This window comes from Neorhizobium sp. DAR64872/K0K18 (genome assembly GCF_050500175.1).
Taxonomy (GTDB): Bacteria; Pseudomonadota; Alphaproteobacteria; order Rhizobiales; family Rhizobiaceae; genus Neorhizobium; species Neorhizobium soli.
On sequence record NZ_CP191445.1, the window covers coordinates 568,927 to 584,500 of the forward strand.

General features: G+C 55.1%; 8 protein-coding genes and 4 pseudogenes. 8 read left to right on the forward strand and 4 right to left on the reverse strand.

Features of this window, described 5'->3' with window-relative positions; all coding sequences use genetic code 11:
* Window positions 1-312 precede the first annotated feature (312 nt).
* The gene (locus ACQY1P_RS02565; protein WP_430253837.1) at window positions 313-1,851 is read right to left on the reverse strand and encodes an IS3 family transposase; all 1,539 of its coding nucleotides are present in this window, start codon (window positions 1,849-1,851) and stop codon (window positions 313-315) included.
* 383 nt (window positions 1,852-2,234) lie between these two features.
* Between ACQY1P_RS02565 and ACQY1P_RS02570 the strand changes: the two genes are divergently transcribed.
* The 3 genes and pseudogenes from ACQY1P_RS02570 to ACQY1P_RS02580 all read left to right on the forward strand — a co-directional run.
* Window positions 2,235-3,424, forward strand: a protein-coding gene (locus ACQY1P_RS02570) for an IS3 family transposase (protein ID WP_430253838.1) whose coding sequence is annotated in 2 segments (ribosomal slippage) — window positions 2,235-2,487 and window positions 2,487-3,424 — 1,191 coding nt in all. Because the reading frame shifts where the segments join, the coding sequence is not laid out codon by codon here.
* Between the two features lie 76 nt (window positions 3,425-3,500).
* A complete protein-coding gene (locus ACQY1P_RS02575; RefSeq protein ID WP_430253897.1) occupies window positions 3,501-3,752 on the forward strand; it encodes a winged helix-turn-helix domain-containing protein in 252 nt (83 codons plus the stop codon).
* Window positions 3,730-3,924: pseudogene (locus ACQY1P_RS02580) on the forward strand (transposase domain-containing protein); the annotation flags it as partial. The gene ACQY1P_RS02575 and the pseudogene ACQY1P_RS02580, both read left to right, overlap by 23 nt.
* A gap of 434 nt (window positions 3,925-4,358) precedes the next feature.
* On the opposite strand, the gene ACQY1P_RS02585 reads toward ACQY1P_RS02580, so the two are convergent.
* Both ACQY1P_RS02585 and ACQY1P_RS02590 read right to left on the reverse strand, forming a co-directional pair.
* On the reverse strand, window positions 4,359-5,828 hold the full coding sequence (locus ACQY1P_RS02585; RefSeq protein ID WP_430253840.1) for an FkbM family methyltransferase: 1,470 nt from the start codon (window positions 5,826-5,828) through the stop codon (window positions 4,359-4,361).
* A 172-nt stretch (window positions 5,829-6,000) separates the two neighbouring features.
* Window positions 6,001-6,216, reverse strand: a complete 216-nt coding sequence (locus ACQY1P_RS02590; RefSeq protein WP_430253899.1) for a glycoside hydrolase family protein — start codon at window positions 6,214-6,216, stop codon at window positions 6,001-6,003.
* A 537-nt stretch (window positions 6,217-6,753) separates the two neighbouring features.
* Between ACQY1P_RS02590 and ACQY1P_RS02595 the strand changes: the two genes are divergently transcribed.
* The 5 genes and pseudogenes from ACQY1P_RS02595 to ACQY1P_RS02615 all read left to right on the forward strand — a co-directional run bounded on the left by ACQY1P_RS02595 (window position 6,754) and on the right by ACQY1P_RS02615 (window position 10,577).
* Window positions 6,754-7,557: a glycosyl transferase family 90 gene (locus ACQY1P_RS02595; protein WP_430253842.1), complete on the forward strand. Its 804-nt coding sequence runs from the start codon at window positions 6,754-6,756 to the stop codon at window positions 7,555-7,557.
* A 221-nt stretch (window positions 7,558-7,778) separates the two neighbouring features.
* Window positions 7,779-7,895: pseudogene (locus ACQY1P_RS02600) on the forward strand (transposase); the annotation flags it as partial.
* 85 nt (window positions 7,896-7,980) lie between these two features.
* Window positions 7,981-9,661: pseudogene (gene tnpC / locus ACQY1P_RS02605) on the forward strand (IS66 family transposase).
* A 47-nt stretch (window positions 9,662-9,708) separates the two neighbouring features.
* Window positions 9,709-10,355 (forward strand): annotated as a pseudogene (tnpC, locus tag ACQY1P_RS02610) (IS66 family transposase); the annotation flags it as partial.
* Between the two features lie 81 nt (window positions 10,356-10,436).
* Window positions 10,437-10,577 (forward strand): transposase domain-containing protein, encoded by a 141-nt coding sequence (locus ACQY1P_RS02615; protein WP_430253901.1) that lies wholly within the window; start codon window positions 10,437-10,439, stop codon window positions 10,575-10,577.
* 847 nt (window positions 10,578-11,424) lie between these two features.
* Here the strand turns inward: ACQY1P_RS02615 and ACQY1P_RS02620 are convergent.
* The gene (locus tag ACQY1P_RS02620; RefSeq protein WP_430253844.1) at window positions 11,425-15,573 is read right to left on the reverse strand and encodes a glycosyltransferase; all 4,149 of its coding nucleotides are present in this window, start codon (window positions 15,571-15,573) and stop codon (window positions 11,425-11,427) included.
* Window position 15,574: the final 1 nt, after the last annotated feature.

A 15,574-nucleotide genomic window follows, 5' to 3' on the forward strand; every position in this document is an offset into this window, starting at 1 on the left:
GCGTTAGATGGGGCTGCTGACCAGGCAGAAGCGGCTTTCCAATACGTGCCGTCGTGCGTCCTTGAAACCGAAAAGCCGCCTTGCGGCCCGTCGGAAGATCGGTACGTATGTGGCGCAGCCCGCAAGCATAGATCGGCTGCGGTCGTCAATCAGGTCGTTGACCTTACGAGCCTACTTTGCCCCATGGTCTCCCGCGGGTTGAACCTTGTCAAGCAGATCCGTTAGGGCACCACACCTCGCTCCGCTGTTGATTTCCACTGAGAGCTGACCCGGCGCAGCCTTATAGGGGGTGCGGATAAAAGTTGGACTGCTTCATAAGTTCAGGCCGAGGCTCTGACGATACTCGACCGGGCTGAGCGATCCCAGCGATAACTTGATACGCTTCTCATTGTACCAGCGGATGTAGGCGTCCACTTCGGCGACGAACTGTTCGATCGTGATGGCCTTCCAGTCACGTGGATAGAAGAGCTCTGTTTTCACTCTGCCGAAGAAGCCTTCGCACGCTGCGTTGTCTTGCGAGCAGCCTTTGCGGGACATCGAACGGACCAGCTCCGCATTGCTGATCCTGTTGAGCCAGCCAGGCCAGCGATAGTGGGCTCCGCGATCGGAATGAATGATTGGCCGTTGTTCGCCGTCGTCCACGGTCCCGATGGCTGCATCCAGCATGGTATTGACGAGACCAGCATCTCGTTGGGTTCCGATGGACCAGCTGATGACCATGCCGTCGAAGCAGTCGATGATCGGCGAAAGGTACACCTTGCCAGCTGGGATCTGGAACTCGGTGATGTCTGCAAGCCATTTCACGTTCGGCGCTTTTACATGGAAGTCACGATTGATCAGGTTCTCGGGCGCGGGACTGATTTCTCCCAGATAAGATCCAAACCGCCGTCGACGCGGATTGGCAACAACCAGTTGCTCCTGCTTCATCAAGCGCTGGACGACCTTTTCCGAGATCATCACGCTCTGTCTGGCCAGCGACACCTGCATTCTCCGATAGCCGTAGCAACGGCGGTTCGCTTCAAAGATATCCGCTAAGCTGAGGCGCACGGCGGCGTACTTGTCTACCAAACATATGCGGGCACGATGGTAGAAGTAGGAGCTTCGGGCAATTCGAAGCTCGGCCAGCAGTTCTGGCAAGCGATAATTTTCTTTAAGGGCGTCAATCAGCTGTGTCTTCTCCCGATTACTCAGGATCTGCAGATCGACGCACAGGTCTTTTTTTATGAGTTCGTTGGCCTTCTTCAGGAGATCATGCTCGAGCTGCAACTGGCGGACATCACGCTGGAGGGTTTCAAGCTGTCGCTCGAGCTCTTCACGTTCAGGTACCTTGGGGCTGGCTTTGCGGCGTTTCATGGATGTGTGAGCCTCGTGACCGAGTAGCTGATCTTTCCAGCTGTACAATGTCGGCCTTGAGACGCCCAGTCGGTCAGCTACCTGTTGTGCGGTTTCATCCCCACCGCATAGCCCGATGACACCAGCCTGCCGCACATCCTCGCTATAGCCCGGATGCCATGACCGACCGACCATCGATGTTCGCGTCTCCAGAAACGTTTCACGAACCCATGCGGTCAGTGTTCCTCGTCCAGGATAGCCGAGCGCCCTCATCGTCGCAGAGATGCAACGATCATGGGTGCGAAAGTGCTCAAGTGCGGCCTGTTTTTGGGCCTCGGAGAATTTCGGTGCTCGAGCTACCGCCCCAACACGCAAGTCGCGGTTCTCGACGTACTCCCGGTACCAACCCTTCAGGGCATTCTTTGTAGGATAACCCAACTGCCTAATGGTCGCGTTAAGTCGCTTGCCCAGCCGGAGATACAGCTCAACCGCTCGAAGTCTGTCTACGTAGGAATACATGAACTACCTCCTTCGTGGTCCTAGTTTTCGTCCGCACCCCCTCCGGGTCAGCTCTCAGTGGAAATCACCTCATCCCAGAACGCTCCGCCCTTCCCCGCCTGCCCTACCGTCTTCTCACCGAGGGCTGGTGGCTGGGAGGAAACGCTAACGCCTGCGACAACATCGTGGCCGCCGCGGAACACTTACGTCCCCCTTAATTCTGGGATTGATTGCTGACGCAGCCAAGCATCTTGGGGTTCCACAGACGTATGCAAAATACCGCCTGTATGAACCTGCCGACCTTGTAGATACTGCGATAGGTCGTCAGTCATAGATGGCAGCTGACCTGCCACTGAGAATTTCCTCCAGAATGGATTAGAGTCCGGCTCATCGAGGACGGACTTATGAAGAAGCAGAGATTTACGGAAGAGCAGATTATTGGGGTGCTGAAGGAGCAGGAGGCAGGCGTTAAGGCCGCTGATCTTTGCCGCAAGCACGGGATTTCTGAGGCGACCTTTTATAATTGGAAGGCCAAATACGGCGGCATGGAGGTGTCGGAGGCCAAACGTTTGAAGGCGCTGGAGGACGAGAATGCCAAGCTGAAGAAGTTGCTGGCTGAGCAGATGCTGGATGTTGCCGCACTTCGTGAGCTTCTCGGAAAAAAATGGTAGGGCCTGCCGCCAAGCGTGAAGCTGTCGCGCATCTGAAGGTCACAATGGGGCTTTCGGAACGGCGGGCCTGCCAGATCATATCAGCAGACCGAACGACGGTCCGCTATCGATCCTCTCGACCGCCGGAAGTCGATCTGCGAGCGAAATTGCGCGATCTGGCCAATGAGCGCCGCCGTTTTGGCTATCGTCGATTGTTCATCTTGCTTCGACGAGACGGAGAGCCCTCCGGCGTCAATCGCATCTACCGGCTCTATCGCGAGGAAGGGCTTTCCGTGCGCAAGCGGAAAGCCAGACGTCGTGCTGTTGGCACACGAGCGCCGATCCTGGTCGAAGCAAAGGCCAATGCCCGCTGGTCGTTGGATTTCGTCCACGACCAGTTCGCCTGCGGCAGACGCTTCCGCATCCTGAATGTGGTCGATGATGTCACGCGCGAATGCCTGGCGGCGATCCCGGACACATCGATCTCCGGTCGCCGTGTCGCGCGAGAACTGACGGCACTTATCGAGCGACGGGGCAAGCCCGGCATGATCGTTTCAGACAACGGGACCGAACTGACCTCGAATGCCATCCTTGCATGGTCAAAGGATCATAAGGTCGAATGGCACTACATTGCGCCTGGAAGACCAATGCAAAACGGCTATGTCGAGAGTTTCAACGGCCGCATGCGCGATGAACTGCTCAATGAAAGTTTGTTCTTTGGTCTCGATCATGCCCGCAGCGCCATTGCGGAATGGGCCGACGACTACAACAACTTCCGGCCCCACTCATCGCTCAGATACCAGAGCCCGGCGGACTATGCCGGGATCATCGCCGCAACCGACTCCAACGCTACGCAAAGTGGAAACTTCGCGTTTCCGCCGGTTGCTCCCATCGCGCCATTTGGCGTATCAAAAACCGCCGAGGCTCTAGTCGCAGCCGGATGAAACTTCAGTGGCAGGTCAGTCCAATGGGTTTGGGAAGAGCTCCGCATCTCGGTGAGCGAGTAACTTGGGTCGCGAAGTGCGTGCCATGGGGTATCGCAAGCTCTCGGCTCGCCCAAGACATCATGCGCGGGATCCGGAGGCGGCCGAGGCGTTTGAAAAAATTTCCCGCCGCTGTGGCAGAATTCGGCCCCGGCCCGCCAAGGGCAAAGTGATCGAAATCTGGTTCCAGGATGAAGCTCGGATAGGCCAGAAGAACAAGCTCACGCGCCGCTGGGCCAGGCGGGGAACAAGGCCGTCCGCGCCTTGCCGGATCGGATCGTGGTGCTGAACGTGCGGCATTCATGGCGACACTGATCATGAGCGCCAAACTCAATGACATCGACCCACAGGCCTGGCTTGCCGACGTCCTTGCCCGTATCGCCGACACACCTCTCAGCAGGCTGGAGCAACTGCTACCGTGGAACTGGGCACCCAAGACGCTGAACGCTCAGGCGGCCTGACCCGCGGCCTTCGACGGATGCTTACACAACTGGCTCTCAAACCGCGTCTTCAACTCTTACGAGGATATCGTCGACAACTGCTGCTAGGCTTGGCGACCCCTGCAGGACCGACCGTGGAAGATCATGTTGATCGGCCAACGCAAATGGGCGCAAGGGCACTGATCAATGACGTTTGGTATAACAGCCCGTCATCGCAAGACGGCCTTCACGTGGGCTTACCATCGTTAGCGGGAACCCTTGGCCGCAGATGGACTCACAGCAGCGTGTCATCGCATTGAAGGTGGTCTGCGGGAGCAGGGGGCTTCGCGATGTGGGAGGTATTTCGGACCGGCGCGGCAACTCGGTGGAACGCCACCGATAAAGGCAATCTTGCCTACGCTGCCCAACCCAATGAGACGCTATTCACGTTCTCTCGTATCTTCATTGCTTCCGCCCTAAGTTTTATTAGCCCGGGGCCTGTATAGCCATCGCCGACTTTCTATTTTTTCGATGGTCTGGGAAACTGCTTGCAGTCCCAAAGCGAGTTCGGCAACCAGCTCTTCATTTTGCCCTGCTTGGAGCCTCATTTCCTTCAAGACTTCGTCCGTCGTGAGCAACTGCATCTTGATAGTATCTACGCTGCATAGAAGGAGATTTATTTCGTCCCCTCTCACAGTGAGACTATCAAGAGTCTGCGCTACGGAAGCTTCGAGCGATCGTATCGAAAGGCCTGCGCTGTCAACGCTTTCGGATAAGGAGCCGTTTTTTTCAGCTAGAGCGTTGTATTTTGACTCACTGTCTGTCAAGCGATCCTGGATCTCGGCAATCGACTGAGCATGCTCATTTGCCGCGGCATGCGCAGAGGAACCGTCGAGTTTCACTTCTTCAAGCAGACCTTTATGCGTTACCAAGTTCAATTCAACCTGCTCAATGCTCTTCGACAGGGCTTCATTCGTGCCATCCTGAGCGTGCAACCTAGCTTCATTACCGGATAACCGGGTTTGGATTCCCGCAATCTCCAGACTGAACTCACCGACATTAGATAAACTTAAAGCGGCAGTGGCTTTCGCTTCATCTAGCGCCTGAAGTTGCTCATTAATGGCCGTTCTTACTGAAGCCATCGCATTCCACAAAGATGATACATCTCGCCTCACCTCACTACCTAATTCGGAAGTCGGGGCGTCAGGTATGTTCTGGTGTACTTCGTCCGCAGCGTCGCGCTCCGGCTCTCTTGAGAAGGCATGCGAGGTGAGAGTAAATGCGTCAAACACGTTTGCTGGAACGCTTACCTTCGCTACCAAATCCAGATGAGAATGGGAGACGTAATATCTATTAAGCCCATCGAACAAAGCAAAATCATATCCCTTGTCTAGGAGAATACCCTCCCACTCTTCGTGGTTCTGCACCGTTGTTAGAGGGAGTGTACTTTCGACAACGACAACCCAAGGGCGAACCCCGCTCTGACCCCAGCTACTCAAAACTTGTTTTTCGCTACCTTCAACATCAACTTTCAACCAATGGACATCTTTCTCACCAACCATCTCAAATATGGATTCCAGAGTGATACTCGGAACCCATAACTCTAGTATATTAAATCCAGTAGCCTTATGTCTGGCGGCTATCTCGGCTTCGGCTGTGGATATTCCTGTGTCCGGTATCTCAAAATACTGAAGCAGGCCGTTCTTCCCGGAAACTGCAGCTTGTAAGACTACATCGCCCACCCTGTTTTTTCTGAGTAAGTCGGCGTATTGAGCTGATGGCTCAACATGAATGCCGCGCCAGTTCCTTTCGTGAAAGGCTAAGCTCACGGAATCTATCACAGGATCTTGCGCTCCAATGTCGATATACGCACCTCCTTCAATGTGACCCAGCGCGCGCCATAGGATTACATCTTCAAAGTTTTGAGCGTACGAAGTGATCCCCATCTGAAGTCGTCCTATCGTTTTACCATAATACCATGCACTATCTCGTCCGCTTACTGATCGCAAGCACCTACACGTGCCTCAGAATTTGGCTTGAATGGAACGTAACCACGTAAATGCAGGGCGTCTTATCTTGTGACATATCGAGCTCGCTATGTAGCCTCCCTGGCACCTCCTATTTCCGTATGCGGCGAAGATTTACGGAAGGCGGTGCAACCGCTGTTGAACACCAGGGAACGAGAGCGTCGAACTGGTTCTGGGTAATCAGCACCTCCACCAGCCGGTTGTCATCGGCCTCGACTGCCGCCAGATCGCGGGCAAGGATCTCGTCACATTGGCCGCCGTGATTTTCACCCCTTTTTGACCAACGGTAGCCCTGCAGCGGACGTATGGCTAACCCTCACGGTCGTTATGCCGATAGAGTCAGCTTAGCGGTCAGCCGTGATCCTCCATGCGCAGCAATAGCCATCCGGCCCGTAGCGCTGGTGCGAGGCGTGGTCATTGTGTTCTCCGATGGTGGTACGCGTGGCGCATGCGCCGGGTTTCGGGCACGGAATGCGGGAATGAAAAAGGCCCTGTGAGCGCCTGCTCAAGATCTGATTGACGCCTGCCGGTCGTGTGGCGAAAACTAGAGGGCTCCAAAAGTGTCTAAGCGGATGGCGAGGCGGTCTGCTTTAAAGCATGCGCTGACGCCAACCCACTGGACTAAGACCGCACGGGTGACTATGTGGTTCAGCAAATTGTGCTGGAGAGAGGGCCCATCATGGGAGAGTTAAAAGTAGTCACCGAGCTGGTATCGCATGACGAACTTAGCAGACTAGTGGGTACGGATGATGTCTATCTGAACTTCACTATTCATGTAGAAATGAACCGCTCGTCGGCATCAATAATCCTCCGCTAGTATGGCGAAAATCACCGCACCGCCAGTATGATAACATATGCAGAAGAGGTGCTGACCTTGCTGCCGCTCAGCCGCATCCCAGAGAAAGGCCTCTCATTTGTCTTTCAGGGAGAAGACGCACCGCGCGACATATTAAGCGTGAGCTGGCAACGCAAGATGACCTATCAGAACGTCACGCTGCTTCCGGATTTCTACTATACCGAGGCGCGAGGGTACGAAGACGTTTTACGCGAAGGCGTGACCTCTTGGGCAGATCGAAAGCCGGTTGCCCTGTGGCGTGGCTCGACCACAGGCGCAGTGCCCGCCGGAGGGTGGCTGACGCAACAAAACGTCCACACATTGCCACGCTACCGCCTTTGCGAGATCGGCTCCCGCAATAGACCGGCTATGGATTTCGGGTTCACAAATGTCGTGCAAGCAGCCAATCTGGATGAGGAGCAAGCGATCAGAGGAATACTTGTCGGCAAGGACCTATGCAGAGGGTGGGCCACACCTGAAGACTACATGTCGCACAAATTTTTCGTTCAGATCGACGGGAACGGAAATTCATGGGAGCTTCTGAAAAAGCTCCGACTTGGTTGCTGCATGCTCCTGGTCGATAGCGACTGGCAGCTCTGGCCCAACCAGTTTCTCCAGCCGTGGGTTCATTACGTGCCGGTGGCCAACGATCTGAGCGACATTGAGCAGAAAGTGGCTTGGTGCGTCGAAAACGACACCAAAGCCAAAACTATCGCCAAGCAAGGCCGGAACTACGCGACCAATCTAGATTACGAAGATGATATCATGGCGTCTCTGTCTCGGATCTCAGGTAACGCGTTATTCCATCTATAATTCATGACTGCAGCGGCCATTATCGTGAGGGCCGTTGAGGATCAGTGATCTACTCATGCTCTCCAATAGAAGGACACGCCCAAAACGGAAGGCGTTGTCCCACCATTGATCGTGAAGCTCGTGGGCGTGGTGTCGTTCACGTAAGGCTCGGTAGCCCCCTGTTAAATTGCCCCGAGACTTGTAGACGCCTTCTTTCCTAATTTTGAGGCAAGAAGATCATCATGAGCAGATCGAATTTCAGCGAAGAGTTTAAGCGCGACGCGGTGCGTCAGATCACGGAACGTGGCTATCCGGTTGCGGAGGTTTCGCAGCGGCTGGGTGTGAGCCCGCATGCACTCGAGACGTCGGAAACGGATTCCTCAAGCCCCAACGTGCCTGCCCTGATTCCGCTTTCCCTGGCCATCCCCGACCGGCGGCACGGCCCTGCCGAAGGCAGCACTGATGGAACAGGCCCGGAAGCTTCAATCCCGCGACACCCTGATCGACAAATTGAAGGCGCAGCTTGCGGTCCTCAAACGGGCCCGGTTTGGTTCGTCCTCCGAGCAGATGGACCGCGCCATCGAACAGCTCGAACTGGCGCTGGAAGATATCGAGGCGGCCGAGGCGGAAGCCATGATTCCGGCATCACCATCAAATGCCGGTGCGGCCAAAGCCAGACCAAGCCGCCAGCCATTACCCGATCATCTGCCACGCCATGACGTGACGCATCAGGCAACGCGCTCATGCCCGGTTTGTGGCGGTTCCGACTTCATCCGTGCAGGCGAGACCCTCGACCGTTAGGGCCTTCGAGCGCAAGCGACCATTACGGAAACTATTTCCTGAACACCTGCCGCGCGAACGTGTCGTCATCGCCGCCCCAGCCCGTTGCGCCTGCTGCGGCTCAGCAAAGCTGTCGAATCTTGGTGAGGACATTACCGAGACGCTGGAGGTCATTCCGCGTCAGTGGAAGGTCATTCAGACCGTGCTGGAGAAGTTCTCTTGCCGCGAGTGTGAGAAGATCACGCAGCCGCCAGCACCCTTCCATGTGACACCCCGCGGCTTTGCCGGCCCGAACCTTCTGGCGATGATCCTGTTCGAGAAGTTCGCCCAGCATCAGCCGCTCAATCGCCAGAGCGAGCGCTATGCCCGAGAGGGGATCGACCTCAGCCTGTCGGCGCTAGCCGACCAGGTCGGCGCGTGCGCCGCAGCCCTCAAGCCAATCCATTCGTTGATCGAGGCCCATGTCCCGGCGGCCGAGCGACTGCATGGCGACGACACGACCGTGCCGATCCTGGCGAAGGGAAAGACCGATACGGGCCGCATCTGAACCTATGTCCGGGACGATCGGCCGTTCGGCGGACAGTCACCGCCCGCCGCCCTCTACTATGCCTCGCGGGATCGACGGCAGGAGCATCCAGAGCGCCACTTGAAGACCTTCTCCGGCATTCTGCAGGCGGATGCCTATGGCGGCTACAATCCGCTGTTCAAGGTAGACCCCAATCCCGCGCCTCTGTGCCAAGCACTCTGCTGGGCACATTCACGCCGCAAGTTCTTCGTGCTGGCCGACATCGCCGGGAACGCCAAACGTGGCAGCAAAGTTGCGCCGATCTCACCGATGGCGTTGGAGGCCGTCAAGCGGATAGACGCCCTGTTCGATATCGAACGGGAGATCAATGGTCTTAGCGCCGAGCAACGACTGGAGCGCCGCCGCAAGGACAGCCAGCCACTCGCCGAAGAGCTGCATAATTGGCTCCAGACCGAGCGGGCAAAACTGTCGCGCAGTTCTCCCGTCACTGAACCGATCCACTACATGCTGAAGCGCTGGAACGGCTTCACGTCCTTCCTCGACGATGGACAGATTTGTCTCACGAACAATGCCGCCGAGCGCGCGCTCAGAGGCTTTGCACTTGGACGGAAGTCATGGCTGTTTGCCGGATCGGATCGTGGTGCTGAACGTGCGGCATTCATGGCGACACTGATCATGAGCGCCAAACTCAATGACATCGACCCACAGGCCTGGCTTGCCGACGTCCTTGCCCGTATCGCCGACACACCTCTCAGCAGGCTGGAGCAACTGCTACCGTGGAACTGGGCACCCAAGACGCTGAATGCTCAGGCGGCCTGACCCGCGGCCTTCGACGGATGCTTACTATATTGCTGGAGCCGCTGCTGATGAAGCTTCGGGACAGTGTGTTCGTTGGCCATCGACTTCATGGTGATGACACGCCCGTTCCGGTTCTGGAGCCAGGCAAGGGCAAGACCAGGACCGGGCGGTTGTGGACCTATGTTCGCGACGGCCGTCCCTGGGGTGACACTATCCCACCTGCAGTCTGCTACTTCTTCAGTCCGGATCGTAGGGGACTGCATCCCAGGCAGCATCTGGCCACCTTCTCCGGCGTGCTGCATGCCGACCGCTACGCAGGCTTCCGTGACCTCTACGAACCACGCAAGCCAGGCAGCCCACCGACAGTCCTGGAAGCCGCCTGCTGGGCGCATGCAAGACGCAAGTTCTTCGATCTGACGACTTCAGGAAAAGCACCGATTGCGAAGGAAGCACTGCCTCGGATCGGCGAACTCTACGACATCGAAAAGGTCATTCGTGGTGAGCCTCCAGATGTGCGGAAAGCTGTGCGGCAACATAGCAGCACTCGCAAGGTCGACGTCTTGTGGCTACGGCTGGATGACAATCTCAAACGCCTGCCGCAAAAATCCGGACAGCGGAAGCGATCCGATACACGCTTTCCCGCTGGAAATCGCTTTGCCGCTTCCTTGAAGACAGCACCATCGAGATCGACAACAATGCGGCTGAACGGGCGATCCGGCCGATTGCGCTCGGCCGCAAGAACTGGCTGTTTGCGGGATCAGACAAGGGCGGCGAACGCGCGGCTGCAATCCTGTCGTTGATCGAAACCGCAAAGCTAAACGGCCTCGATCAGGAAGCCTACCTGCGGGAGGTCCTCACCCGTATCGCCGATCATCCCATCAACCGAATCGACGAACTCCTGCCGTGGAACCTGCAACGACCGTCGGAAATGGCCTGACCGGGCGCTTACGACATACCTGTTGTACGACGCAGAAATGCTCATTACCTTTAATGGTGGGCTTGGCACCGATCAGCGTAGTGCAATTGTGGCTCTCGCGCCGGCCGCGGCCAACTCTGAAGCGGATGACCTCTTGTAGTATGGCCTCCGGCTATACGGCATTCTAGAGAGCATAAAAGTTTGACGTCCCTTCGTACATTCCGATCTGAAGCCGGCCACGATTCCAATCAATGGCCGGGCTTGCAATACGACCCTTACCGTGGGCTTACCTCGCATATACGCACGGGCACACATCATGCGGCTGTGGCAGAGCCGGATGTTGGCCTTTCATGGTCGTTGCCGCGCCTAGCGCGTGGCTAAAGTCGAACTGATAGCTTCGCCGGGTTCAAAAGGGCGGCACATAGGCCTGCGCGCTCGCTGATCCGTGGTTCTTCGCCCAAACCCTGGAATAACGGCAGAAAGAATCGATAGCTGCTGAAATTCGGATGCCCGAAGCTCCTCGTAAATCCAGATCAGCGTTAGCCATTCCCGCGGTGGTCTGTCTTCGTTCGTTTGCGATGAACCGCCCGAGCTCTGCCTTCCAGACTCAGTTTTTCGACAAAGGCTGCCGCTCGCGCTCGTAGGAGAAGTTGGTCTCGTCGGTGCGCAATATCTTGCGGACCGTATCGTGGGTAACATGAAGTTCACGAGCGACCTTTCTTGGACACACAACGTCCGACGGACGCGCGCATCGTATCCACTCGCTCCAACTCCCTCTCCATCCACTGTCAAAAAACGGATGGTCCGATAAAGCCGACGCCAGTCGCCCCCCGGCTACGGGGCCAATTTTGCACGCCGAAACAGAGGCCTAACTAGCGAGCCGTCTGATCTCTATCCCTGAGATCGATATTTCCGGTTTCCCCTTGATGTCTACGCGGATTTCAAGGTCAGTGACGTTCTCCGCAAGTAACATACGTGGGAATGCGTGTATCAGTTCATCAGTCCGAACCTTACCAGAAAGTTCCTCTGAAGCTATGATATCGTTACCGCGGTTGGCCGTTATTTGAATTAACACCGACGAAGAGTCTGTACTCTCAAGTGCGCCTAATAGTTTAACCTCGTAGATACCGGATGGGAGAGCCAAGTACGGTCCATATAAGAGCACGCCGTCTGTGCCGTCGCTATCTATCCTGCCGCGCTTTCGCACCCCCACCGGGCATTGAAGCTTCTCGTCCATCGCACGAAATTTCCAGAATTCTTTAGATCGAGACCATCCGATTGGCCAGTTTCGATCTTCAACGCGTCTCATCAACTGATCGGTAGCAGCATTCCATGTCTGTGCTACAACGCTCGAGGAACTAACCACCGTGCCCTGAATAATCTCCGCTATCCAACGCTGCAGTTCATTGCTAATATCGGCGCATTCACTAGTAAAAAATGTAGCTCCATTCTTCGCGACTTCCCTGAACACAGGGATGTCGCGGGCAAATAATGGAAGACCGACCGCGGCAGCCTCGATCAATGGCAAGCCGAAACCCTCAGCGTAGGAAGCCGCAATCAGTCCGTCAGACATTGCGTACACGCGGGAAATCTCTTCCCCGACGCTTTGGAGCCAAAATAAGTTTCGCCCTTCTTGCACAAGTGCCTCCATCTGTCGTGCAATATCGTCGCACAGCCATCCGCGCTTCCCTACAACGACTAGATTGAAGCGGACTCCCCTCTGCCATAGCAAAGCCGCAGCGTTAAGGACGTCGCTGTGCCCCTTACGCGGTTCTATCGTGCCAACCATAAGAAGTGTGGGAAGGGTCTGATCGAGAGAGTCCAAGCCGGACACCGCCGATAGCGCCAAATTCTTACTATGGTCTCCAAACGACCGGATATCGGTGCCTAAGTGGAAATGCCCGAGTCCCAATGTCGTTGAGCGGGAGAGATCTACGCCCTCAAGCCATACTCTTAGTTCTCTCTCCACGCTCTCAGAGATGCATATGAGGCCATCTGCACTCTCACATACAGCGGTCAACCACCTGTAGAATGCAGTGTAGCTATCGCCTTGGAAAAACTCCGGGTTGCTTAGTGGCAAGATATCGTACACGAAGAAAAAAACGCCGACACCGCGTGCCCGCCAGCGGCTGTAAACACCCCGGTCCTTATTCAAAATCGGGCCGAAATAGTCCAAGTCTATCCCGAGGAATATATCGCCGCCAGCCGGTTCAATCTTTTGATCGGTCAGTGGGATCGATACTCCACCGAAAAACCTTGCCGAGAACTCCCTCGCGGAAAAGTAACCGCCTGACCCGTCGGCCTCCTCGAAGTAGACCGGCAAAACATTATACTGCTCGGAATAGTTCGCTACTAGGGACCAGAGTATGGACTTCACAACCGCCTGGATGCCGGACCCCCAGTCTTTACGTATAAGCTCTGAAACGTCGACAAAAAGATTATGTTTTCCGGTGCGAATCCGGTTTACGACAGATGCTTGGACAATGGCAGTAACATCCCCGGAGGACGCTGCGCTGTAATACTGAGTCCTTCGGAGAGCCTCGGGTATCAGTCTCTCCTTGTATAGGGCGTTCTGGCTCCAGAAATGCTCGATGGCGGCGAAATATTTCTGTGCGACGAGCGGTGGCGCGTGTTCATTTCTTAGAATTTGGCTGAAGCAATTTGTGTAGGCAGCTAAGGCACCGCGATCTGAATAGAGTGTTTCCAATGCTGCAGATACGTCCCGAGGGGCCACTTCATTGGGCAACATTATAACGGCACCCGGATCAAGTTCAGCAAAAGTACCGTGCGAATTTGCAATAATGGCGACCTCGTGGGCGGCACAATCCAAAATAGCGGCCGATGTCTCTCCACGCGACTTTGAGCGAAGCTGCAACGCGACGTCGGCAGCAGACAAATACGCCGCGTAGTCTTCGGCAGAAGCGAAACCGGTAATGAAAACGCGATCACGCTCTGGTGATGCTTCGATAAGCCTCAAAAGGCTTTCCTGATACGCGCCGCTTCCTTCACCCACGAACACCAACTTGCAGTCGTCACGTTTGGCAAGAGATGAATTTAAAAAGCCTTCGGCTGAAACATGATTGAGCTTTGTCTCACCCAGGAAGCCGAAGCAGCAAATTATGAAATCATCATCACGGAGCCCGAGGTGCTTGCGTGCAGAAGCTCGATCGGGCTTACAACCGGCCTGAGCAATTGGTACCTTTCGAGCTGATTCCGGGCCGAAGATGCCATATTCGCTCTTCAGCGCGCTCAGCGAGTAATCGGAGTGAACAATTATTCCATAGGCATTGTCAACAACGTGCTTGTTAACCGGGTATTTCCAAAGAGTATAATTTTCCGTTTCCTCTCGCATATGCTCGACAAGCGCCTTGTATCCATGCGCCCTTGTAAGTTGGTCAACAAAATGATGTCGCTTGCCGTAATGATGCTCACGCCAACTTTCAATTCCGCTAAGAAAGTAGTCATGTAGCACGACAGTGCCGGGACGGGTTTCGAGCAAATCAAACATGTATTCGTGGAAGTCAGAATTCCCAAGTTGGTATAGTATGCGATCATAGACCTTCAGATCATCGCGCATCTCGAATTCTGCCGGTGACACGATATTACAATTCGCCCATATCCAATCGTCAACTATTGGGCGGTCGCTTACGACCTCGATATTATAGTATGTGTGAAGGTAAGGTAGGAGTTTTGCCGTATAGTCGGCTATCCCGGACTTCGCGGGCGGTAGCGGCGATAGCACAGCCAACGTGGGTTTGGCCGGAGCCATCGCTCTGTAGTTACGTATTTCAGCTCTACGTTTTGATGCCTCTTCCATCGCGTCTATCGCGCGCTTAGCACTTTGCGCCCAGGTGAAGGTAGTTGCGCGTTGGCGACTATGCTGTCGAAGCGCGTCTGCGAAGCCCGGATTGTTTAGTACCTCGATCATTTTCGCGGTTATGGATGTTTCCTCGTAGGGGTCGAAAAGAGCGTCCGCTCGTCCTATAACCTCCGGGATGCTGCTGTTGTTTGAGCCAATTGATGGAGCCCCGCAGGCCATCGCTTCCAGCACCGGCAGTCCGAACCCTTCATGTAGCGAAGGGAAGACGAAAAGGCTGCATAAATTGTATAGCACAACCAGGTCGGCTTCGCTTACATAGCCAGTAAGAACAAGGGAACCATCTTTAATCCCATGCGACCGCCCAAGTTCAATTAGCCTTGCTCTGTCAGTAGGACTAATCGAACATACGATGGCTAGGTGATACTTGGACCTAAGATGCAGTGGCATTTTTGCGTAGGCACGAATGAGCGATTCGATGTTCTTCCGACCGTCGATCCCACCGGTATACATGATAAAAGTTTTGCTAAGCTTATGTTTCCGCAGCACATCGTCAATCTGTACATCGCTGTATTCTGTAGGGCGGAAAACACTATCAGCCGCACTTGATATGTTGACGACTTTTTGTTCTTCTAATCCGAGGGCTTCGAGTGTTTCTGTGCGTGTGGCGTTTGAGATAGCAAGTAAAAGGTCCGCACGTTGGAGCATTCCGACTTTATTCAAATACCAGCGCTTAATTTGCATATCAGTAAGGTAAAGATGCTGTTTTAGCAAAGGAATCAGGTCGTACAGCGTTACAGCAGAAAGACCTTGCGACTGAAATCCACCGACTGAAGTTATCGCATCGTCGTGCGCTCCCTCGAACAAGCTGGATATGTGCACGAAGTCAGGGCGCAAGTCCGAAATGAACTTTTCTCTGAGAAGCTCTGACGCCGCCCGCCGAAAATGGTTCGACGGATTATTCGCAGAGGATGGAGAAAGGGAGGTAAAGGTTTTGATTCTGGACGGTTCGACGAGATCCTGGAAACGTCGCCTGATCTCGAGCATCGTATCAGGAAAAGCATCGTTGCCAACTAAGATGAATTCGTGACCGTTGCCGACTTCTAACATCGCCTCGGCCAAGGAGAACGAGTATCGTCCTATTCCTCGAGTGGCGCTTCCAGGGGTCTGGCAGGCCTGCAGATCTACTACAATTTTCATA

Bases quoted from the DNA above. Each gene is read 5' to 3' on its own strand.
- ACQY1P_RS02565 (WP_430253837.1), bottom strand. From the start codon at position 1,851: ATGTATTCCTACGTAGACAGACTTCGAGCGGTTGAGCTGTATCTCCGG.
- ACQY1P_RS02585 (WP_430253840.1), bottom strand. From the start codon at position 5,828: ATGGGGATCACTTCGTACGCTCAAAACTTTGAAGATGTAATCCTATGG.
- ACQY1P_RS02595 (WP_430253842.1), top strand. From the start codon at position 6,754: ATGATAACATATGCAGAAGAGGTGCTGACCTTGCTGCCGCTCAGCCGC.
- ACQY1P_RS02620 (WP_430253844.1), bottom strand. From the start codon at position 15,573: ATGAAAATTGTAGTAGATCTGCAGGCCTGCCAGACCCCTGGAAGCGCC.